The sequence below is a fragment of the Sphingomonas mollis genome, assembly GCF_016427505.1.
Lineage (GTDB): Bacteria > Pseudomonadota > Alphaproteobacteria > Sphingomonadales > Sphingomonadaceae > Sphingomonas > Sphingomonas mollis.
Map to the genome: position 1 here is coordinate 579,125 of NZ_JAELXS010000001.1, position 19,187 is coordinate 598,311.

Annotated in this window: 26 protein-coding genes; 8 read left to right on the top strand and 18 right to left on the bottom strand. The window is 64.2% G+C overall.

Features of this window, described 5'->3' with window-relative positions; genetic code table 11:
* Positions 1 to 141: 141 nt before the first annotated feature.
* Positions 142 to 840 (top strand): 7-cyano-7-deazaguanine synthase QueC, encoded by a 699-nt coding sequence (gene queC, locus JAO74_RS02655; protein WP_199034723.1) that lies wholly within the window; start codon positions 142 to 144, stop codon positions 838 to 840.
* Positions 841 to 850: 10 nt separating this feature from the next.
* Complete coding sequence (queE, locus tag JAO74_RS02660; RefSeq protein WP_199034724.1) at positions 851 to 1,483, top strand: 7-carboxy-7-deazaguanine synthase; 633 nt, start codon at positions 851 to 853, stop codon at positions 1,481 to 1,483.
* 49 nt (positions 1,484 to 1,532) lie between these two features.
* On the opposite strand, the gene JAO74_RS02665 is transcribed toward queE, so the two are convergent.
* The 3 genes from JAO74_RS02665 to lipB form a co-directional block, all read right to left on the bottom strand.
* Positions 1,533 to 2,258, bottom strand: coding sequence for a hypothetical protein (locus tag JAO74_RS02665; RefSeq protein WP_199035192.1), 726 nt, complete (start codon positions 2,256 to 2,258; stop codon positions 1,533 to 1,535).
* A 244-nt stretch (positions 2,259 to 2,502) separates the two neighbouring features.
* Positions 2,503 to 2,769, bottom strand: coding sequence for a hypothetical protein (locus JAO74_RS02670; RefSeq protein WP_199034725.1), 267 nt, complete (start codon positions 2,767 to 2,769; stop codon positions 2,503 to 2,505).
* Between the two features lie 92 nt (positions 2,770 to 2,861).
* The gene (lipB, locus tag JAO74_RS02675; protein ID WP_199034726.1) at positions 2,862 to 3,527 is read right to left on the bottom strand and encodes a lipoyl(octanoyl) transferase LipB; all 666 of its coding nucleotides are present in this window, start codon (positions 3,525 to 3,527) and stop codon (positions 2,862 to 2,864) included.
* Positions 3,528 to 3,666: 139 nt separating this feature from the next.
* Between lipB and JAO74_RS02680 the strand changes: the two genes are divergently transcribed.
* A complete protein-coding gene (locus tag JAO74_RS02680) occupies positions 3,667 to 4,476 on the top strand; it encodes a hypothetical protein (RefSeq protein WP_233150562.1) in 810 nt (269 codons plus the stop codon).
* Here the strand turns inward: JAO74_RS02680 and JAO74_RS02685 are convergent.
* From JAO74_RS02685 to JAO74_RS02695, 3 genes are read right to left on the bottom strand one after another with little or no spacing between them, the layout of a single operon-like run.
* Positions 4,428 to 5,057 (bottom strand): GNAT family N-acetyltransferase, encoded by a 630-nt coding sequence (locus JAO74_RS02685; RefSeq protein ID WP_199034728.1) that lies wholly within the window; start codon positions 5,055 to 5,057, stop codon positions 4,428 to 4,430. The two genes, JAO74_RS02680 and JAO74_RS02685, sit on opposite strands and share 49 nt — an antisense overlap.
* Positions 5,048 to 5,890, bottom strand: coding sequence for an oxygen-dependent coproporphyrinogen oxidase (gene hemF / locus JAO74_RS02690; protein ID WP_199034729.1), 843 nt, complete (start codon positions 5,888 to 5,890; stop codon positions 5,048 to 5,050). Before hemF ends, JAO74_RS02685 begins: the two co-directional genes overlap by 10 nt.
* 39 nt (positions 5,891 to 5,929) lie before the next feature.
* On the bottom strand, positions 5,930 to 6,376 hold the full coding sequence (locus JAO74_RS02695; RefSeq protein ID WP_199034731.1) for a tRNA (cytidine(34)-2'-O)-methyltransferase: 447 nt from the start codon (positions 6,374 to 6,376) through the stop codon (positions 5,930 to 5,932).
* A gap of 161 nt (positions 6,377 to 6,537) precedes the next feature.
* On the opposite strand from JAO74_RS02695, the gene petA reads away from it, so the two are divergent.
* From petA to JAO74_RS18635, 4 genes are all read left to right on the top strand, one after another.
* Positions 6,538 to 7,122: a ubiquinol-cytochrome c reductase iron-sulfur subunit gene (gene petA, locus JAO74_RS02700; RefSeq protein ID WP_199034732.1), complete on the top strand. Its 585-nt coding sequence runs from the start codon at positions 6,538 to 6,540 to the stop codon at positions 7,120 to 7,122.
* Positions 7,123 to 7,133: 11 nt separating this feature from the next.
* A complete protein-coding gene (locus JAO74_RS02705) occupies positions 7,134 to 8,420 on the top strand; it encodes a cytochrome b (RefSeq protein WP_199034734.1) in 1,287 nt (428 codons plus the stop codon).
* Between the two features lie 18 nt (positions 8,421 to 8,438).
* Positions 8,439 to 9,287, top strand: coding sequence for a cytochrome c1 (locus JAO74_RS02710; RefSeq protein ID WP_199034736.1), 849 nt, complete (start codon positions 8,439 to 8,441; stop codon positions 9,285 to 9,287).
* Between the two features lie 200 nt (positions 9,288 to 9,487).
* Positions 9,488 to 10,117: a hypothetical protein gene (locus tag JAO74_RS18635; RefSeq protein WP_233150563.1), complete on the top strand. Its 630-nt coding sequence runs from the start codon at positions 9,488 to 9,490 to the stop codon at positions 10,115 to 10,117.
* A 24-nt stretch (positions 10,118 to 10,141) separates the two neighbouring features.
* On the opposite strand, the gene JAO74_RS02720 is transcribed toward JAO74_RS18635, so the two are convergent.
* The 7 genes from JAO74_RS02720 to JAO74_RS02750 all read right to left on the bottom strand — a co-directional run bounded on the left by JAO74_RS02720 (position 10,142) and on the right by JAO74_RS02750 (position 14,334).
* Positions 10,142 to 10,591 (bottom strand): MaoC family dehydratase, encoded by a 450-nt coding sequence (locus tag JAO74_RS02720; RefSeq protein ID WP_199034738.1) that lies wholly within the window; start codon positions 10,589 to 10,591, stop codon positions 10,142 to 10,144.
* Positions 10,592 to 10,642: 51 nt separating this feature from the next.
* Positions 10,643 to 11,350, bottom strand: a complete 708-nt coding sequence (locus tag JAO74_RS02725) for an HAD family hydrolase (protein ID WP_199034740.1) — start codon at positions 11,348 to 11,350, stop codon at positions 10,643 to 10,645.
* Between the two features lie 13 nt (positions 11,351 to 11,363).
* The gene (locus JAO74_RS02730) at positions 11,364 to 11,726 is read right to left on the bottom strand and encodes a hypothetical protein (RefSeq protein ID WP_199034742.1); all 363 of its coding nucleotides are present in this window, start codon (positions 11,724 to 11,726) and stop codon (positions 11,364 to 11,366) included.
* A gap of 3 nt (positions 11,727 to 11,729) precedes the next feature.
* Positions 11,730 to 12,830: a redox-regulated ATPase YchF gene (ychF, locus tag JAO74_RS02735; RefSeq protein WP_199034744.1), complete on the bottom strand. Its 1,101-nt coding sequence runs from the start codon at positions 12,828 to 12,830 to the stop codon at positions 11,730 to 11,732.
* An 89-nt stretch (positions 12,831 to 12,919) separates the two neighbouring features.
* Positions 12,920 to 13,153, bottom strand: coding sequence for a hypothetical protein (locus JAO74_RS02740; protein WP_233150564.1), 234 nt, complete (start codon positions 13,151 to 13,153; stop codon positions 12,920 to 12,922).
* 111 nt (positions 13,154 to 13,264) lie between these two features.
* Positions 13,265 to 13,867 (bottom strand): TIGR02466 family protein, encoded by a 603-nt coding sequence (locus JAO74_RS02745; RefSeq protein ID WP_199034746.1) that lies wholly within the window; start codon positions 13,865 to 13,867, stop codon positions 13,265 to 13,267.
* Positions 13,868 to 13,929: 62 nt separating this feature from the next.
* Entirely contained in the window at positions 13,930 to 14,334 is a 405-nt protein-coding gene (locus tag JAO74_RS02750) for a hypothetical protein (RefSeq protein ID WP_199034748.1), read from the bottom strand.
* A 151-nt stretch (positions 14,335 to 14,485) separates the two neighbouring features.
* On the opposite strand from JAO74_RS02750, the gene JAO74_RS02755 reads away from it, so the two are divergent.
* Entirely contained in the window at positions 14,486 to 15,730 is a 1,245-nt protein-coding gene (locus JAO74_RS02755) for a DUF2254 domain-containing protein (protein WP_199034750.1), read from the top strand.
* Between the two features lie 21 nt (positions 15,731 to 15,751).
* Here JAO74_RS02755 and JAO74_RS02760 read toward each other — a convergent pair whose 3' ends face one another.
* From JAO74_RS02760 to JAO74_RS02780, 5 genes are all read right to left on the bottom strand, one after another.
* Complete coding sequence (locus JAO74_RS02760) at positions 15,752 to 15,964, bottom strand: nitrilase-related carbon-nitrogen hydrolase (protein ID WP_199034752.1); 213 nt, start codon at positions 15,962 to 15,964, stop codon at positions 15,752 to 15,754.
* Between the two features lie 418 nt (positions 15,965 to 16,382).
* Positions 16,383 to 16,571: a hypothetical protein gene (locus JAO74_RS02765; protein WP_199034754.1), complete on the bottom strand. Its 189-nt coding sequence runs from the start codon at positions 16,569 to 16,571 to the stop codon at positions 16,383 to 16,385.
* Between the two features lie 156 nt (positions 16,572 to 16,727).
* The gene (gene pth, locus JAO74_RS02770) at positions 16,728 to 17,294 is read right to left on the bottom strand and encodes an aminoacyl-tRNA hydrolase (protein WP_199035195.1); all 567 of its coding nucleotides are present in this window, start codon (positions 17,292 to 17,294) and stop codon (positions 16,728 to 16,730) included.
* 92 nt (positions 17,295 to 17,386) lie between these two features.
* Entirely contained in the window at positions 17,387 to 18,076 is a 690-nt protein-coding gene (locus tag JAO74_RS02775; RefSeq protein ID WP_199034755.1) for a 50S ribosomal protein L25/general stress protein Ctc, read from the bottom strand.
* A gap of 121 nt (positions 18,077 to 18,197) precedes the next feature.
* The gene (locus tag JAO74_RS02780) at positions 18,198 to 19,094 is read right to left on the bottom strand and encodes a TraB/GumN family protein (protein WP_199034756.1); all 897 of its coding nucleotides are present in this window, start codon (positions 19,092 to 19,094) and stop codon (positions 18,198 to 18,200) included.
* Positions 19,095 to 19,187: the final 93 nt, after the last annotated feature.

Genomic DNA, 19,187 nt, shown 5'->3' on the forward strand with positions numbered 1-19,187 from the left:
CCCTTTGCGGATAGGAAGATCAGGTGCTTGTTCTTCAGCACGTGTTTCTCCCTCGATGGGTCGTTCCCATCACACCTCGGGGCCGTGCGATCCGCGCGGCCCTTTCTTTTTGTCGAAAGCTGGCCTAGCCCGCGGCGGATCATGACCACTCAGCCTCTTGCGGTCGTCCTTGTCTCGGGCGGCCTGGACTCGATGGTGTCCGCCGCGCTCGCGCGCGAAGCCGGATACCGCCTGCTCGCCCTGTCGATCGATTATAACCAGCGGCACCGCGTCGAACTGGCCGCCGCCCGCCGCGTCGCCACGGAGCTGGGTGCCGAACGCCATGTCGTCCTGCCGCTCGACCTGTCGGCCTTTGGCGGCTCCGCGCTGACCGACGATATCGATGTTCCCAAGGACGGCGTGGGCGCGGAGGGGGAGGGCGGCATTCCCGTCACCTATGTCCCGGCCCGCAACACCATCTTCCTCAGTCTCGCTCTCGGCTGGGCGGAGGCGGCGGGCGCGCGTGACCTGTTCATCGGCGTCAACGCGCTCGATTATTCGGGCTATCCCGATTGCCGGCCGGAATTCATCCATGCGTTCGAAGGGCTCGCCGAACTGGCCACCAAGGCCGGGGTAGAAGGCGCCCCATTCCGCATCCGCGCGCCGCTGCAACATATGACCAAGGCGGATATCGCGCGGGAGGGCGCGCGGCTGGGGCTCGACATGGGTCTCAGCTGGTCCTGTTACGATCCGGCGCCGGGTGGTCTCCACTGCGGCCTGTGCGACAGCTGCCGCCTGCGCGCCAGGGGGTTCGAGGAAGCGGGGATCGCCGATCCCACCCGCTACGCCGCCAAGCCATGAGGCGCGGGCGATGAGCTATGCCGTCAAGGAGATGTTCCGGACGTTGCAGGGCGAAGGCGTGCAGGCGGGTCGGCGCGCCGTGTTCGTCCGCTTCGCCGGCTGCAACCTGTGGTCGGGCCGCGAGCAGGACCGTGCGACGGCGGTCTGCCGGTTCTGCGATACCGATTTCGTCGGCACCGACGGGGTGGGGGGCGGCAAGTTCGTCGATGCCGCCGCGCTGGTGGCGGCGGTCGTCGGGTTCTGGGGGCCATCGCTCGATCGCCGCTTCGTCGTACTGACCGGTGGCGAGCCGATGCTGCAGGTCGACGATGCGATCGTCGATGCGTTGCACGACGCCGGGTTCATGATCGCGATCGAATCCAACGGCACGATCCCGGCGCACCCCGGCCTTGATTGGGTGTGCATCAGTCCCAAGGCTGGCAGCAACGTCGTCCAGCGCGCCGGCGACGAGTTGAAGCTGGTATGGCCACAGGCGGCGATCGATCCGGTCGCGTTGGAGGCGTGGGATTTCACCCACCGGCTGATCCAGCCGCTCGATGATGCGCACGCAGCGGCGCATCATCAGACGTGTATCGATCTCGTGATGGAGCGGCCGGCGTGGCGGCTGTCGCTCCAGACGCACAAGCTGTTGGGTTTGCGCTAATGGCGGATGCCGGTCCGCTCCCCGACGCAGGCCGGGGAGCGATACGATCTTACTGCACCGCGACCGCGCTGCTGGCCGGTTGAGCGGCCACGGCGCTGGCGGATGGCACGCCCGCAGGTGGCCATGAGTATACGCCGCACTTCTTGACCTGCCACTCGGCCTTCTTGTTCCAGCATGTTACGTCGAGGCGTGGCACGGGCATATAGCCATAGCCGATGTAACGGGGAAAACGCTGCTCGCCATAGGGTTTCAGGCTGTTGCGCAGCTCACGCATCCGCGACTGGGCGACATTGCCCAACTCGCCGCGTGGCGCGAACAGCGCGTCGCGGCCGATCGAATGCGCTGTCCGGCAGAATCCGTACTGCGAGGCGACGGTGGCAAAGCTGGAATAGGTGCGCGTACCGAACTGGTCGAGCGCGTTCTGGCCGTCGCGCTTGGTCTTGGTGGTGCGTTCGAAATACTTGTTCAGCGTATCCCACGTCGTCTTCAGCTCGTCCTTATGATCGAGCAGCACGGCGTTGTAATTGCCGACCGTCAGCAGCGTCGGTTCGAACTGGCATTGCAGCGCCGCGACGTTGAGCGCGGACCGCATGGTCCAGGTCAGGCCCGCGCGGACCTCTTCCGGCGTCGCGCCGGGCAATGGCTGCACCATGCCGGGTTCGGCGCCCTGTACCGGCAGTCCGGCATAATCGAAGCTCTGCAGGAAGAACTGCGCCGAGGCGGGACTGGCGGCCATGCCGGCCATTGCCACACCCATCGTCCCGATGCCTCGCATCCACGTCGATCGCCACACCCTTTTCACGTCACCAGCTCCCGGCTCAATCTTCTTCGCTGGAATCTAAAGCATTTCGCCGGCTTGCACAGCCGGTTTCGATAAATCTCGCAGTCGAGCCGTTCGTCGTATGCGGCCAACCGCTGGTCGCACATGGAACGATATTCGCAAGCTTTGATCCGGAAACGAGAAGGGGCCGCCCGGTCGCCCGGACGGCCCCTTCCGCAACACGTAATCCTGTGAAGGATTACATCATGTTGTTGGTCATCATGGTGTCGTTCGACATCATCGTGTCGTTCGCCATCATGGTGTCGTTGGCCATCATGCCACCGTTCATGGTGCCGTCGACGGCAGTCATGTTGTCGGTCATGGTGTCCATGCCCTCGGCGGTGTTCATGTCGGTGACCATCGTGTTGTCGGTCGTCGTCTCGGTCTTCGGGCCGCAGGCCGCAACCGCGAGCGCCGCGCCGGCGATCATCGAGCCGGTCAGAACCTTGGAGATGAGTGCACGCATTTTGGAAGCTCCCTAGATAGAGGATTTGGTTGGCTTGCTTGCCCGGTTAATACCCAAATCAACGTGGACATTAAACGGATTACGCAAACCCCTCAAGACTCGTTTTCTGCCGGACAAGAAAGAGTTTGCAGGAAGTCCGCTCTGGTCGCCGCCAGCGCGTCGTCAAATGCTCCCAACGTCGTCGATCTGCCCAGCGCCGCGAGGCTGGTGACGGGATAGTCGGGCAGTCCGCACGGCACGATCCCCCCGAAATGGGACAGGTCGGGGGACACGTTCACCGAAAAGCCGTGAAGCGTCACCCAGCGCCGCACCCGCACGCCGATTGCCCCGATCTTGGCCTCGCGCCCGTCGTGATCCAGTGTCCAGATGCCGACGCGCCCCGGCGCCCGGAACGCCTCCAGCCCCAATCTGGCCAGTGCCGCGATCACCCAGCCCTCGACGCCGTGGACGAAGCAGCGCACGTCCCGCCCACGCTCGTTCAGGTCGAGCATCAGATATCCCACCCGCTGCCCCGGCCCATGATAGGTATAGCGCCCACCGCGCCCTGCCGGCATGACCGGAAAGCGGGGATCGACCAATTCGGCGGGGTCGGCGCTGGTGCCGGCGGTGTAGACCGGCGGGTGTTCCAGCAGCCAGATCTGCTCGCGCGCTTCATGGGCCACGATCGCCGCGGCCCGCGCCTCCATCTCGGTCAGCGCCGCGTCATAAGGAATCAGGCCCGGCGATACGCGCCATTCGGGTTCGGGAAGTTCGTTCACCCTTGCGCATCTGGCGGCTGGCCTTCGCCCGCGCAACACTTTGCGATCCGGCGGTGCTCGGCTATCGGTTCGTTAAGCCCGGATGCGCGATGCGTATCGGGCAATGGACAGCATGGCGGGACATGGTTTGATGGTCAGAATGGGCACGGTCTGGGATCGGGCGGTCGAAGTGTTGCGGGGGCGGGCCAACATCCTCGCCCCGATCGCGATCGGGGCGATCTTTGTTCCTTCGGTCATCAACCGGGCGGTGGTGCTGTTCGCCGATCCGGCGTCGCGCACGACGGCGATCGTCGCCGCGTTGGTCGCGCTGCTGGTGCTGCTTGCCAACATCTGGGGTCAGCTCGCGATGCTGGCCGTGGCGACGCATCCGGCGACGACGCGCGACGATGCCGCCAGGCAGGCGACGGTACGACTGTTGCCGGCATTGGGTGTGATCATGATGCTGGGTGTGCTGTTCGCGCTGGCTCTGGTGCCACCGGTGATCGCCTTGATGCGCGCCGGCGTCGATTTCTCGCAGGCGTCGGCGATGCAGTCGGTGCCGGCGGGCGCGTCGGGCTTCATCGGCCTGTATTCGATCGCGTTCGTCATTCTGGCGCTGTTCGTCGGTGCGCGACTGTTGCTGCTCAACCCGGTGATCCTGAACGAGCGTCGCGGTGTCGGCGCCATCGCCCGTTCGTTCCGGCTGACCCGCGGCCTGACATGGCGGATCGCGGCGGTGATGGTCCTGTTCGCCATCGTCCTGCTCGTGCCGACGATGGCCGTGCAGGCGGTGGTCGGGCTGGTCGCGCGACTGATACTGGGGGGCGAATCGCTGCCCACCGTCACCTTTCTGGCTTCCGTGGCGGGCGCGGCGGTGACGACTGTGTTCTCGGTCGTCGCCGCCGCCTTCACCGCGCAGCTTTACGTCGCCACGGTCGCGGAAAACGACGAGGCGCCGCTGGGCAACTGAACCAGCAGCGGGATCTGCGGCGCGGTATTGGCGGGCAACACGCCGATACCGCGCGGATCGGGGAACGTCTCGACGGTCCGCCCGATCGCGACGAAACCATGTCGGCGATAGAAGGACAGGGCGGCGGGGTGGTCCAGCGTGCAGGTATGCACCCATACCCGCGACACGCCCTTCGCCCAGGCGCGCATCAGCGCCTCCGCCATCAGCCAGCCGCCATGGCCCTTGCCCGCCAGTTCCGGCACGAAGCCGACATAGCGCAGTTCGCAGGCGCCGGCCTCGCGATGATCCAGCTCCAGCATGCCCACTTCGATCCCCGCGGCATCGACGACCGCGAATACGGCGACGGCGGGATCGTGGATGATCGCCACCAGCGCATCGTCCGTCATTACCAGCCGCGAGAACCATAGCCACGGCGCCCCGACACGCGCGAACAGCGCCCGGTATCTGGCCGGTGTCGGCCGATCCCACCGCACCAGTCGCAACGGCGAGGGCGGCATCGGCCGCAGCGGTGGCCGTGTCCGCATCTCAAGCGTAGTGACGATCGTCGCCACCTGATCGTCGGCGACCGGCGTCAATCCCATGTCGCGACCGGCGGCAGGCTCATCAGGATCGCATCGACATTGCCGCCGGTCTTCAATCCGAACAGCGTGCCGCGATCATGGACCAGATTGAATTCGGCATAGCGCCCGCGCCATGCCCGCTGCACGGCGATATCCGCCTCCGTAAAGGCAGCATCCATCCGCCGCCGCACGATCCGCGGATAGACGTCCAGAAAAGCCTCGCCGACATCGCGGGTGAAGGCGAAATCGGCTTCGAAATCACCCTCCAGATGATCGTAGAAAATGCCGCCTACACCGCGATGCACACCGCGATGGGGAATGTAAAAATAGGTATCCGCCCATTCCCTGAACCGCGGATAATAGCCGGGGTCGTGGCGATCGCACGCCGCCTTCAGCACGGCATGGAATTCGTCGGTATCCCTGGCGACCGGCAGCGGCGGGTTCAGGTCGGCCCCGCCGCCGAACCAGCGCTTCGTCGTCGTCAGGAACCGGGTATTCATATGCACGGCGGGCACATGCGGATTGGCCATGTGTGCGACCAGGCTGATACCGGTCGCGGCAAAGCGCGGGTCGGCGTCGGCACCGTGGATCGACGTAGCGAAGCCGGGCTCGAACGTGCCCGCGACGGTCGATACGTTGACCCCCACCTTCTCGAACACGCGGCCCTTCATCACCCCGCGCACGCCACCGCCGCCCGGCTCGCCGGACGGATCGACGCGGTCCCAATCGATGTAATCGAACGCCGCATCGGACCCCGTCTCGCGCTCGATCGCCTCGAACGCGGCACAGATACGGTCGCGAAGGCTTTCGAACCAGCCGCGGGCAGCCTGGAGATCGGGATCGTGGTCGGTCATGAACGTCTTCCTAATCGAAGCGGCGGGCGCTGCCAGCGGTCAAAATGCCCATCCTGTCTGCCGACATGCTTCCGCCATCGCGATCCCGCCCGCCACCGCCACGTTCAACGATCGGAAACCGGGCCGCATCGGGATCAGGATACGCAGGTCGGCCCGCTCCTGAACGGCGGCCGGCACGCCAGCCCCCTCCGATCCCAGCAGGATGATGTCGTCTGCCCGGAATGCGGCACCGAACAGCGGCGTTGCCCCCGCCGTCGTCATCAGGACGATGCGGCCGCCGGCCTGCCGTTCGAACGCTGCCCAGTCGGCATGGCGCACCACGTCGGCCCGTGCGGCATAATCCATCCCGGCCCGTGCCATCGCCCGGTCGCCGAACGCGAATCCCATCGGTTCGATCAGGTCGATCCCGATTCCCCAGCAGGCCGCCGTCCGCAACAGCGTGCCGACATTGCCGGCGATATCGGGTTCGAACAGGGCAAGGCGCATGCAGAGTTCCATAGCGAGGGACCCGGCTTTTCAAAATGCTGTTGGCAAATCGGCGAAGCGGCGGCTAACACGTCGGGCGGCCCGCCATGGGGATGGATGGGCCGCGGGCGTTACGCCGCATACGGCGCCGGGCATCCGCGATCAGGTGAGGGTTTTACTGAATGGCGACTGTCGAAGACCAGCTTCCCCCGGGCGAGGACCCGGCGCTCCTCGACGAAGAGGTTCATGATCCGCGCCGTCGCGACTTCATCAATATCGCCGCGGTATCGTTCGCCGGCGTCGGTGCCGTTGCGATCGTGCTGCCGCTCATCAATCAGATGAACCCGTCGGCCGACGTGCTCGCGCAGTCGTCGACCGAGATCGACATTTCCAAGATCGCCCCCGGTCAGGCGATCAAGTCCTCGTTCCGCAAACAGCCGTTGTTCGTCCGCAACCTGACACCGGCGGAGATTGCCGCGGCCGATGCCGTGCCGGTCAACACCCTGCGCGATCCGCAGACGCTGGAAGAGCGGACGAAGGCGGGCAAGAAGAACTGGCTCATCACGCTCGGCGTCTGCACCCATCTGGGTTGCGTGCCGCTCGGCGCGGGCGAGGGTGAGAACAAGGGGCCGTTCGGCGGCTATTTCTGCCCATGCCATGGTTCGGCCTACGACACCGCCGGGCGTATCCGGCAGGGTCCGGCGCCGCTGAACCTGCACGTTCCCGAATATGCATTCAATTCCGACACCGTCGTGACGGTGGGTTGAGGTAGCCGCACATGAGCTTTCCCTGGGCCAAGCAATATGAACCGAAGCAGCCGCTGATGCGCTGGCTGGACGAGAAGCTGCCCGTGCCGCGTCTCGTCTACAACGCAGTCGGTGCCGGTTATCCCGTGCCGCGCAACCTCAACTATTTCTGGAACTTCGGCGTGCTCGCCGGGGCGGCGCTGGGTATCCAGATCATCACCGGCATCGTCCTCGCCATGCACTATGCCGCCAATGGCGGGGTGGCGTTCGGTTCGGTCGAAAGCATCATGCGCGACGTCAACGCCGGCTGGTTCCTGCGCTATGCGCACGCGAACGGCGCGTCGATGTTCCTGCTCGTCGTCTACATCCACATCGCCCGCGGCCTGTATTATGGGTCGTACAAGGCGCCGCGAGAGATGGTGTGGCTGCTTGGCGTCGTCATCTTCCTGCTGATGATGGCCACCGCCTTCATGGGCTATGTCCTTCCATGGGGTCAGATGAGCTTCTGGGGTGCGCAGGTCATCACCGGCTTCTTCTCGGCCATACCGCTGGTCGGCGAATCGATCCGAATCTGGCTGCTGGGCGGTTACGCGCCGGACAACGCCGCGCTGAACCGCTTCTTCTCGCTGCATTACCTGCTGCCGTTCGTCACGGCCGGCGTCATCATCCTGCACATCTGGGCCCTGCACATTCCCGGCTCGAACAACCCGACCGGCGTCGATGTGAAGGGCAAGCAGGATACGGTGCCGTTCCACCCCTATTACACCGCCAAGGATGCGGTCGGCCTCGGGGTATTCCTGCTGATCTTCGCGACGCTGATCTTTTTCAGCCCGAACCTGCTGGGTCACCCGGACAATTATATCGAGGCGAACCCGCTCTCGACGCCCGCCCACATCGTGCCGGAATGGTATTTCCTGCCGTTCTACGCGATCCTGAAGAGCTTCACGGCGGACTTCATCCTGCCGGCCAAGCTGTGGGGCGTGCTGGCGATGTTCGGCTCGATCCTGCTGCTGTTCTTCCTGCCCTGGCTGGACACGTCGCCGGTACGGTCGTCGAACTATCGGCCGAAGTACCGCGGTTTCCTGATCGTGCTGCTCGTCGATGTTCTGCTGCTCGGCTATGTCGGTGGTGCGGAGGCGAACGCCCGCAACGTGATCCTGGGGCAGTTGGCATCGGCCTATTACTTCCTGCACTTCCTTGTGATCCTGCCGCTGGTGTCCAGCTCGGAGCGGCCTCGCGCCCTGCCGAATTCGATCACGGAGGCCGTGCTGACGAAGCACGGGGGCACCAGCCCCGCCCAGACTGCGCTCGCGAACTGATAAGGACTGACACGCACCATGGTTCGCATCATCGCAATACTGGTCGGCGCCGCCTTCACCTTCGTGCTGGCGCTGGCGCTGTGGGGAACGGTATCGACCGCGATCACCGATCCGGCGCCCGAGACCGCCGAGCATGAATTCCACCTGCATCCGCGCGATGCCGGGCTGTCGTCGGCCGGGTTCTTCGGCAAGTACGACCGCCGTCAGGTCCAGCGCGGGTTCCAGGTGTTCAAGGAGGTTTGCGCCGCCTGCCACAGCCTGAAATATGTCTCCTTCCGCGATCTGGAAGAGATCGGTTATTCGGAGGCCGAGGTGAAGGCGATCGCCAATCAGTGGGTGATCGAAACGCCGTCGGTGAACCCGGATACCGGTGAAGCCGCCACCCGCAAGAACGTCGCCAGCGATCGTTTCCCGTCGCCCTTCGCGAACGAGGTCGCCGCCCGCGCCGCGAACAACAACGCGCTGCCGCCCGATCTGTCGCTGATCGCCAAGGCACGTCATGACGGCGCGAACTATGTCTTCTCGCTCGTCGGCAAGGACGGATACCGTCCGCAACCAGCCGAATTGCTGAAGAAGTTTCCGGAAACGAAAACGCCTGACGGTCTTCATTACAATCCGTACTTCGCCAACCTGAACATCGCGATGCCGCCGCCGCTGACGACGGACGGGCAGGTGACCTACACCGATGGCACGGTCGCCACGCATGACCAGATGGCCAAGGACGTCGCAGCGTTCCTGACATGGACCGCGGAGCCGAAGCTGGAGGCGCGGCACGCCGCCGGGTTCGCTTCGGTCGTGTTCATCCTGATCTTCTGCTTCCTGGCATGGGGCGCGTATCAGAACGTCTGGCGCGACGTGAAGCATTGATTGCCACCCGATAACGGGCGCCATCTGATCGACAAGGGGGCGGGGCCGATGGTCCCGCCCCTTTTTCATGACCATCGCCCCCAGCTTTCCAAGAGGAAAGTTGCGGCAGAATGTACGGCGGAACCAGCAATCGTTCAGCCACGTTCCCCCATGACTAGCGGTGCGTTTCTGCCGCTTGCCTCGCAGTAGTGGAGGTTGTCATGTCTGTTCGTCGTCTTGCGTTGACCGGTTTTCTTGTCGGACTGGGTTTTGCCACGTCCGCCTGTACCGATGGCTATGGCTATTCCGGCGTCAACGTCGGTTATGGGTCCGGCAGCTATTACGATCCGTACGATGCCGGTTATGGCTATGGTGGTTATGGAGCCGGCTATGGCGGTCTCGCCAGCTATTACGGCTGGTACGGTGATTACTATTACCCCGGCACCGGCGTGTATGTGTACGATCGCAACCGCGGTCGCCACCGTTGGAACGACGGCCAGCGCCGCTATTGGGAGGGTCGCCGCGGCAATATCCGTGGTGATGGCCCACGCGACAACTGGGCCGATTTCCGTCGCGATCGTTTCCGCGACGGCGGCCGGGATCGCCGCAACGATCGCGGAGTCGTTCGTGGCGATCGACCTGGGTACCGCGACGGCCCCATCGATCGCGGTCAGGTCAACAGAGAGCGTCGCCAAGCCCAGCGTGAACTCCGTGGCCAGATGCGTCAGGAACGGCGCGAGAGCCGCGGGTTCGGCAATTCCGGCCAGGGCCGTGGCCCCGGCAACCGGGGGGGCGGGCCACGCGGTGGGTCGATGCCGCGGGGTGGTGCGCCGCAGACCCAGATACCTTGACCAGCGACCGTAACGCGGGCGGACTCAGCCAGCCTCCCGCGTCCGGATCATCGCCTGTGAAATGAAGCTCATTACCGCCACATCATTCTGATTGAACACGGTCATGCGGCTGCGATACAGGCCCATCTCCGGTCGACTTTTGGACTGTCGCTTGTCGAGTATCTCTGTCTCGCAGCGCAAGGTATCGCCCGGATAGACGGGGCGGAGCCAGCGCAACTCGTCGATGCCGGGCGATCCCAGTCCCGCCTCGTCATGGCGCTTCAAATTCTCGACGATCATTGCCATCGTCATCGCGCAGGTATGCCAGCCACTGGCCGACAGGCGCCCGAAATGCGTACCGGCCGCCGCCTCGTCTGACAGATGAAAGGGCTGCGGATCATATCGCTCGGCGAAGGCCACGACCTCTTCACGTGTTACTACATACTTACCAAAGCTCGCCCGCTGGCCGACGGTTACATCCTCGAAATACCGCATCCACAATCTCCTGCGGCGAATGTGTCGCTTATTCCGCCAGATCGCCAGCGATCATGCGTCGCCACGGCCGATCATATCGATCCATTCCGGCAGTTCGGCCAGCGACTGCAGCTGCGCGAAACGAGTATGGATGACGGGGGCAGGGGCATGTTCATGATCCCAGGCCAGCGGCTGCGGGATATAGGCGCCCCAACCTCCCGCCTCGATCACAGGCAATACATCGGATCGCATCGAATCGCCCGCCATCACGGCGTGGGCCGGCCGGACATCATAGCGGGCGAAGATGCGCGCGAAGGTAGCCGGCGTCTTGTCGCTGACGATCTCGATCCCCGCGAAACGATCGCCCAGACCGGATGCCGCCAGCTTTACCTCCTGATGCAGCAGGTCGCCCTTGGTCACCAGCACCAGCCGCCCCCGCGTCGCCAGCGCATCCAGCGTCTCCTCGATCCCGTCCAGCAATTCGACTGGATGCCCCAACAGATCGCGCCCCGCCGTCAATATCTCGCGCACAACATTGGCCGGCAACGCATCGCCACCCAGTTCCAGCGCGGTTTCGATCATCGACAGGGTGAAGCCCTTGGCGCCATAGCCATAAAGGGGCAGGTTCCGCGTCTCACACGCGGTCAGCGTATCACGCGCGACGCCCGCATCGGTGAACGGGGCGAGCATCGCCAGCAATGCCTGCTCGGCGGCCACGAAATGCCGCATGTTATGCCACAGCGTATCATCGGCATCGAGACAGATCAGATCGATCGGCATAGCCGCGCTGCCTTTATACCGCGCGACGCCGCCCCGCCAGCGTCCGCCACGCGATCAACAGGAAAACAAGGAATGCCGCCTGGATCGGCACCGCGATGTCGAACCCGTCATAGCCCAATACTCGCCACGCATAGCTGTTGGCCACCACATCCAGCGTCATGACAGCGATTCCCATCGCCAGGCCCGCCCGCCGCCGTGTCAGCAACAGTAAGACCACGATAGCGTCCAGCAGCATCAGCGCATTCCAAAACAGCGTCAGGATCGCCGGCCCACATCGATACGGCCACCAGCCAAAGCGTACGAAATTCCACGCGTGAGTCGCGGTGCCGAACGTGAAGCCGGCGACCGCGATACTCGTCAGGAGGCGATCACGCACCCGTCAGACATTGAAGCGGAACAGCATCACATCGCCGTCATGGACGACATATTCCTTGCCTTCCTGACGCAGCTTGCCCGCATCGCGCGCGCCGCTTTCACCGCCCAGTGCGATATAGTCGTCGAACGCGATCGTCTCGGCCCGGATGAAGCCGCGCTCGAAATCGGTGTGAATCTCGCCAGCCGCCTGCGGTGCCTTCGCACCGACATGCACCGTCCAAGCCCGTGCTTCCTTCGGCCCCACGGTGAAGAAGGTCAGCAGGTGCAACAGCTTGTACCCCGCCTGAATCACTCGTGCGAGGCCGGTTTCCGACAGGCCCAGCTCGGCCAGGAATTCGCCGCGATCCTCGGTCGGCATCGTGGCGATCTCCGCCTCGATCGCCGCGGACACGACCACGGCCTCGGCACCCTCCGCCTTTGCTTTCTCGAATACGCGCGCGCTGAACGCATTGCCGTCGGCGGCATTCGCCTCGTCGACGTTGCAGACGTACAGCACCGGCTTGGCGGTCAGCAATTGAGCCTGTGCGAAGACGCGCGCCTCCTCCTCGTCCTTTGGCCTGGTCAGCCGCGCCGGCTTGCCCTCGCGCAGCAGGTCCAGCGCCTGACCCAGCACCGACGCGCCGATCTTCGCTTCCTTGTCGCCCTGCTGACCCTTCTTCGCCAGACTGGGAACGCGCTTTTCGAGGCTTTCGAGGTCGGACAGCATCAGCTCGGTCTCGACCGTTTCGGCATCGGCGATCGGATCGACCTTGCCTTCGACATGGGTGACGTCGCCGTCCTCGAAGCAGCGCAGGACATGGACGATCGCGTCCACCTCGCGGATGTTACCCAGAAACTGGTTGCCCAGTCCTTCCCCCTTGGATGCGCCGCGTACCAGCCCGGCGATGTCGACGAACGCCAGCTGCGTCTCGATGATCTTCGCGGAGCCAGCGATCGCAGCCAGCTTGTCCAGCCGCGCATCGGGCACGGCAACGTTGCCGACGTTCGGCTCTATCGTGCAGAACGGATAATTGGCCGCCTGGGCCGCCGCCGTCTCGGTCAGCGCATTGAAAAGGGTGGACTTGCCCACATTGGGCAGGCCCACGATGCCGCAGCGGAAACCCATGCGTCGTTCCTGTAGGTGAAGGGGAAAGCGTCGCTCTAGCGATCCCGGCCCCTTACCTCAATGGCACCCATATCTTAATGACTGCCGGATCAGCCGGCCAGCTGGTCCATCGCCGCATAGCCGAACAGGCTCACCGACAGGGCGACCGAGACGCCGCACAGCACCAGGCCGACGAATTCCAGAATTTTCGGATTGGGCCGCTGCGCCTTGCGATTGCGCGCGGCACCCGAGAGCACGAAGCTCATCAGCATCCCATAGGTGAAGACCACCGCTCCGAACATAATGCCTTCCCGCTGTCGATCCGGCGACCGGATGGCCACCATTCCCGATCCGGTCTTATCCATGCCCGAGAAGTGCTGAAAAATGGTTAACGGCGAAGCGCGCTTTTCCTGCGATAAGTCGGAAAAGCGCGCAGGAACAAAACGCTGTCGCGATCAACGATAATTGAAACTGATGCTGATCCGTTCGCCCTTGGCAGCATTGGTGACGACTTCGTGCCGCAGCCAGCTTTCCCACAATAACACGGTGCCGGGCAGGGGGCGGATCGTTTCGAACGTCCGCATGCCCTCCACCGCATCGGCGCGGCGAGTGGGGGCAGCCATCAGCATCGGCAGGCGCGGGTCCTCCAGCGTCAGGCCGCCGGCCCCCTCCGGCATCACGACGTACAGCGTACCGGAGACGACGCTGTGCGGATGCAGGTGCGCGCTGTGATGCCCGCCCGTCTTCAACAGATTCACCCACAGACTGTCGAGCTTAAGCCGCTTGCCGCCCAGATCGAACGCGCACGCCTCCGCAAAGCGGGCGACATGCTTGTCCAGCAACCGCTTCAGATCGGCAAAGACCGGATCGCGCCGCGGCAGGTCGTCCAACGACGCATAGGAGGTATAGCCGCGATAGCCATGATCGCGCGACCAGCGACGGCCGGCGGTGTCATCGACCGCCAGCGTCCGCACCGAATGCTCCAGTTCGGTCAGCAGGGCCTCGTCCCCCAACTGTTCGTCATAGAGAAGCGTGGGAAAGAACTGCCGTACCGCCATGGCGGATGCGGGTGCGCCGTAGGGGAGGGCCTGTCAACCGCGCGCCCGTCGTGACGACGGGATCAGCCCGCCATGTGATCCGCCGCGACCACCCGCGTCATCCCGGCGATCACTGCTCGCGCGGCCGTACCATCGACCAGCGTGGCAGCGGCGGCCTGAGCCGCGGCGATCCGATCCGCGCGTACCAGCCGCCAGATGCCGAGTACGACGGCTTCGGTCTCTTCCACATCGGAATGGCAGGGGCGCTGGAACACCAGCGTCTCCGCCGATCCCTCATCCATCGCACGCATGACCTGATCGAACGCCGCGCAGGCAGTCGCGCCGCCATGTTCCGCAAAACCGCCGGCGGTGGCCGCGGCGGGTACGCCCGCCAGCGTCAGTGCATGAACCCAGGTACGCGTCGCATCGAGAAGATACCGCTCGAATACAGGCAATTCGGCAACCGGCCGATCGATGAGGTCGTACAAGTAACGCACTCCACCCGCTAATGAGAATGCCTCTCACTAATAGATGGCTGCGGGGCGGTCAATGCGGATCATACGATCGACGGCACGTTCGGTCGCGTCGTGCATTGGTCATCATGTCGCCAACGATGGCGATCCGGGGAGGGCGTATAATTTGAGCAGATGGTCATGGATCGTCAGGCGGATCATCCGGCAGGTATGGTTTCGCGCCGCCCTCATCAGCCTGTTGAGCGTCGCACTGGCGGTACTGGCGGCCGTCGTGACGCCACATCTGCCCTATGATTTCGGCGGCGATCTGGGTCAGGAAGCGGTCGGTACGATCCTTCAGATCATGGCGTCGAGCATGCTGGCGGTGACGACTTTCTCCCTCACCGCCATGGTCAGCGCCTATTCGTCGGCGACGCAACTGGCGACGCCGCGCGCCACGCAACTGCTCATCAGCGATCCAACCTCGCAGAACGCACTGTCTACGTTCCTGGGTGCCTTCGTCTTTTCGATCGTCGGCATCATCGGATTGCAGACCAGTGTGTATGGTACAGAGGGTCGCATCATCCTGTTCGGCGCGACGATCCTCGTTATCATCTGGGTCGTCGCGACATTGCTGCGCTGGATCGCCCATATCACCGCATTCGGGCGTATGTCCGACGTCATCGACCGGGTCGAGGACGCCGCCGGGGAGGCGATGAAGGCGTTCGCCGACGATCCCTATCTCGGCGGCCGACCGGCCGTGTCGATTCCCGATGCCGCCGCGCCGATCCGCGGCGAAAAGACGGGATATGTCACTCATATCGATGTCGCCGATCTCGGCGCGATCGCAGAGCGATCCGGGCTCACCATTCATATCAGTGCGTTGCCAGGAACGATGCTGCATCCCCAACGCAACCTGATGTGCGTGGAAGGACATATCGATGACAAAACGCGCGCCGCGATGATCGCCGCGTTCACGATCGAGCGGCACCGAACGTTCGATCAGGACCCGCGCCTGGGCCTGATCGCCTTGTCCGAGATCGCGAGTCGCGCGCTCGCACCCGCGACCAACGATCCGGGTACCGCGGTCGAGGTCATGAACGCGCTGCTCCGCGTCCTGCTTCGGCTGCCGCCGGACGAGCCGGGACTGATGGAGCGGGCGGAACGGCCCCGCGTTCATCTGCCGCGACCGACCATCGAGGATATGTTGACCGACGCCTTCCGCCCGATCCTGCGTGAGGGGGGCAACGAGACGGAGGTCACCATCCGTCTTACCAGCACGCTGGCGGCCCTGCATGCGGCATTGCCGGCAGCGCGAGCCCCTATCCGGGCGTTGGCACTCCACTGCAAGGAACGAGCGCGGCGGCTGATGGACGATCCCGACGATCTGGCGGCGTTCGAGGAAGCGCATGACCGGGTGTGGCCGGCATAGGGGCAGCCGGATCATAGTTGATCAGCTGGTGGCAAGGCCAGCCATCTTGGGGAAGTCCGGCAGGTCGAACACGACAAAGCCGTCCCCGAATTCCGGAATCCGCGCGATGATGCTGCCATCCGGCGCGACAATCACGCTGCAACCATAGCTGATGCGGTCGTCGCAAGCGCCGGTCACGTCGGATGACGTCACGTAACAGCTGGTTTGGCGGGCATAGTCCACCAGATTGGCCAAGTTCCTCGCCACCAGCGGTTGGGACTTTCTGGTGGCAACATGTTGTTCAGCGGGTAAAGCATGATACCATATCGGAACTCTAATCCGACGAAGGTCGGAAAGTTTTCGCCGGCGCGACTTCCGTTTTATTAGGATGGACTTTGGCATAGTGTCCGATGATCCGGCCGCGTTCTATGACGCATGCGCTTGGATATCCGCCCGTCCATCAATCGAGCACACCCATTATCCAAGTAACGGGAAAAGCCGCCACTCGCCTGCACAGTTTAGCCAAGACGGCCTCGGATAGTGGCGCGTACGCAAGCGGATCGCTACCCCATCCACCTCTTGGATAATGTCGTCTTCCACTTCATCGCACATGAAAAAGCCGGCCGCGACCATCGTCGCGACCGGCTTTCCATATTCGATGAGGAATGCAGTGTCAGGCCGCAGCAGCCTCGAAGTGGCCGCACCAGTCATTGGCCTCGACCTTCGGCCACACACCGGCGGTATCGCCGCTGGGCTGACTGATCGGCGGGTTGTAACGGCACAGGCCCAGATCGGCCGATGCTTCGCTCTCGAAAAAGCGGCACTTGGCGCATGCGGCGGCGCCGGCGGTGGTGAGAGCCATGGGAAATCTCCGTTGCAAGTTGTTGTCTGTTGAACGCCAAGTAACCCCGCAAAGTTCCCGAAACAACAACAATCAACTATTGCGATAAACTCTCACTCAAGTTGCGAGTAAGTCTCATTCAAGTATTTAGTATTGCGATCAACTATCATTTACAGTTCAGGCGAGGCGCATGGCGACGTCATTCATGAACCGCACGGGATCATTGGCCGTCAACCACGCGGCTTCGCCCGCCACGGCGCCCAGCATATCGGCCAGCGGGTCCATCTCCGCCTTGGCGAAATTGCCGAGAACATAACCGCTTACCCGGTCCTTGTGCCCCGGATGACCGATGCCCAGCCGCACCCGGCGATATTCCTGCCCCAGATGCTGGTCGGTCGATCGCAGGCCGTTATGCCCCGCCGCGCCGCCGCCGGTCTTCACCTTCACCTTGAACGGCACGAGGTCGAGTTCGTCGTGGAACACCGTCAGCGCATCCACATCCAGCTTGTAGAAGCGCAGCGCCTCGCCGATCGACCGGCCGCTGTCGTTCATGAAGGTGGCCGGTTTCAGCAGCAGAACCTTCTCCGACCCGATTCGGCCCTCCTGCGTCCAGCCCTGGAACTGTTTCCGCACCGGGCCAAAGCCGTGCACCGCGGCAATCGCATCGACGGCCATGAAGCCGACATTGTGCCGGTGCAGCGCATATTGCGCACCCGGATTGCCCAGTCCTGCCCAGATCTGCACGGTCATCTCTCCCCAACGAAAAAGGGGCAGGGGAGCGTCGCCGCTTCCCTGCCCCCGATCGGTACGCCGCCTAGTGGGCGACGCAGCCGGCATCAGTCCTTCTTCTGGACCGACACCTTGTCGTCGTCGTTATCGTCGTCGTTCGGCTCGGCGGCGGCAGCTTCGGCCTCGGCCGACTGCGCTTCGGCCACTTCGGCCTCAAGCTGCTCGTCCTCGACGGTCGGGACGGTCGGCGGCACGATCGTGGCGATCGCGAAGTCGCGGTCGTCGATCGCGGCCGTCGCGCCCTTGGGCAGGTTCACGTCCGAGATGTGGATCGTGTCGCCGATCTCGCGACCCTTCAGCGAGATCGTGATCTCGGTGGGGATGTCGGCAGCATCGACCACCAGTTCGATCTCGTGACGCGTGATGTTGAGCACACCATTGCCGCGCTTGATGCCAGGGGCCTCTTCCTCGTCGGTGAACACCACCGGCACGGCGACCGTCACGGTCGTGTGCTCGCCGATGCGCAGGAAGTCGACGTGGATCGGGCGATCGGTGACGGGGTGGAACGCCACGTCCTTGGGCAGCGTACGCTCGCCGCCGACCATCACGACCGAGTTCATGAAGTGGCCGGTCATCAGCGCCTTCATCAGGACCTTCTCTTCCAGATGAACGGAAGTCGGCTCCTTGTTCTGTCCATAGATCACGGCAGGCACGCGGCCGTCACGACGCAGCGCCCGGGAGGCTCCCTTGCCAACCCGGTCACGCGTCTCGGCTGCGAGCGTAATGGTGTCGCTCATATCATATCTCCGAAACTTGTGCTTTCCCGCGCCACGCCTCCAGGGATGACCATGGCCGGAAGCGGGCGCGCATAGCGGGGAAGGGCGCAAAACGCAAATCGAGGTTGCGTCCGGCCGTCCCTCAATAAGCCACCCGCGTCGCCTTCACCCCCATCGTCGCCAGTTGCGCCTGCACCGAATCGGCCCCCGCCAGATGCCCCGCGCCGACCGCGATGAACACCGTGCCCGGCCGCGCCATGCGTTGCTTGATCCACGCCGCCCAGCGCTTGTTGCGATCGACCAGCAACACCTTGGCGACTTCCGGCGAGTCCTTCAGGCTATCGTTCATGTCCTCGGCCAGCGCCTCGGGCCGCCCGGCCGCCCAGTCGTCGACCATCTTCGACATCACCTTTTCGACCGTCGGCAATTCGTCGATGGTGCTGCCCAGGAATTCCAGCTGTGCCTTGTCCGACAGGCTGCTGAAATAGCCGAGTTGCTCTGCTGCCGTTTCCAGTCCCGTCACCGGCTTGCCCGCCGCCTTCGCCGCCGCGGTGATGACCTGTTCGGGGCCGTTGGACGTGTCGTAACCCAGCTTGCCGAGCGGCGCGATCGACAACTGCGTGGCCGCCAGCCACGGCTTGAACTTGTCGAGCGCATTGGCCGGCAATCCCGCATCCATCACCGCCTGCGCATAGGCTGCCCGGCGCCCCGCCGGCAGGCGCTCGACCAGCGGCGGCGTGCCGGCCGGGGCGAGGCCGGTCGCCTTCACCAGCCCCTGCATCGTCGCCGGGTCGGGCATCACCAGTTCCAGCTTCACCTCGTCCGACCGGTCGAACGCGGTCTTCACCGCCTCGTCGAACCATGTCAGGCCGGGCTTCAGCACATGGATCGTGCCGAACAGATAGATGGTGGTGTCGGCATCCTTCACCACCCACAAGGCCGGATCGGCATCGTTGGCGGGCTTCGCGGTTTGCGCACAGGCTGGCAGCGACAGGGTAAGGGCGAGGGCCGTGAACGCGGCGCGGAAGGAACGGGTCATCGCCGCCGCATGTAGGCAACGGCCGCCCTTCTTGCCAGAGCCCGCCCCATCGGCCAGAGACGCGCCCGTGACCAACCCGCTATCCTTCCAGCG

What these genes read in the sequence shown, in the direction of transcription:
- JAO74_RS02765 (WP_199034754.1), bottom strand. Translation starts at nt 16,571, where the DNA reads ATGGCTCTCACCACCGCCGGCGCCGCCGCATGCGCCAAGTGCCGCTTT.
- queE (WP_199034724.1), top strand. Translation starts at nt 851, where the DNA reads ATGAGCTATGCCGTCAAGGAGATGTTCCGGACGTTGCAGGGCGAAGGC.
- petA (WP_199034732.1), top strand. Translation starts at nt 6,538, where the DNA reads ATGGCGACTGTCGAAGACCAGCTTCCCCCGGGCGAGGACCCGGCGCTC.
- hemF (WP_199034729.1), bottom strand. Translation starts at nt 5,890, where the DNA reads ATGACCGACCACGATCCCGATCTCCAGGCTGCCCGCGGCTGGTTCGAA.
- JAO74_RS02740 (WP_233150564.1), bottom strand. Translation starts at nt 13,153, where the DNA reads ATGGTGGCCATCCGGTCGCCGGATCGACAGCGGGAAGGCATTATGTTC.
- JAO74_RS02710 (WP_199034736.1), top strand. Translation starts at nt 8,439, where the DNA reads ATGGTTCGCATCATCGCAATACTGGTCGGCGCCGCCTTCACCTTCGTG.
- JAO74_RS02670 (WP_199034725.1), bottom strand. Translation starts at nt 2,769, where the DNA reads ATGCGTGCACTCATCTCCAAGGTTCTGACCGGCTCGATGATCGCCGGC.
- JAO74_RS02685 (WP_199034728.1), bottom strand. Translation starts at nt 5,057, where the DNA reads ATGGGATTGACGCCGGTCGCCGACGATCAGGTGGCGACGATCGTCACT.
- JAO74_RS02745 (WP_199034746.1), bottom strand. Translation starts at nt 13,867, where the DNA reads ATGGCGGTACGGCAGTTCTTTCCCACGCTTCTCTATGACGAACAGTTG.
- JAO74_RS02695 (WP_199034731.1), bottom strand. Translation starts at nt 6,376, where the DNA reads ATGCGCCTTGCCCTGTTCGAACCCGATATCGCCGGCAATGTCGGCACG.
- JAO74_RS02705 (WP_199034734.1), top strand. Translation starts at nt 7,134, where the DNA reads ATGAGCTTTCCCTGGGCCAAGCAATATGAACCGAAGCAGCCGCTGATG.
- JAO74_RS02725 (WP_199034740.1), bottom strand. Translation starts at nt 11,350, where the DNA reads ATGCCGATCGATCTGATCTGTCTCGATGCCGATGATACGCTGTGGCAT.
- JAO74_RS18635 (WP_233150563.1), top strand. Translation starts at nt 9,488, where the DNA reads ATGTCTGTTCGTCGTCTTGCGTTGACCGGTTTTCTTGTCGGACTGGGT.
- JAO74_RS02780 (WP_199034756.1), bottom strand. Translation starts at nt 19,094, where the DNA reads ATGACCCGTTCCTTCCGCGCCGCGTTCACGGCCCTCGCCCTTACCCTG.
- queC (WP_199034723.1), top strand. Translation starts at nt 142, where the DNA reads ATGACCACTCAGCCTCTTGCGGTCGTCCTTGTCTCGGGCGGCCTGGAC.
- JAO74_RS02775 (WP_199034755.1), bottom strand. Translation starts at nt 18,076, where the DNA reads ATGAGCGACACCATTACGCTCGCAGCCGAGACGCGTGACCGGGTTGGC.
- JAO74_RS02720 (WP_199034738.1), bottom strand. Translation starts at nt 10,591, where the DNA reads ATGCGGTATTTCGAGGATGTAACCGTCGGCCAGCGGGCGAGCTTTGGT.
- JAO74_RS02680 (WP_233150562.1), top strand. Translation starts at nt 3,667, where the DNA reads ATGGGCACGGTCTGGGATCGGGCGGTCGAAGTGTTGCGGGGGCGGGCC.
- JAO74_RS02665 (WP_199035192.1), bottom strand. Translation starts at nt 2,258, where the DNA reads ATGCGAGGCATCGGGACGATGGGTGTGGCAATGGCCGGCATGGCCGCC.
- ychF (WP_199034744.1), bottom strand. Translation starts at nt 12,830, where the DNA reads ATGGGTTTCCGCTGCGGCATCGTGGGCCTGCCCAATGTGGGCAAGTCC.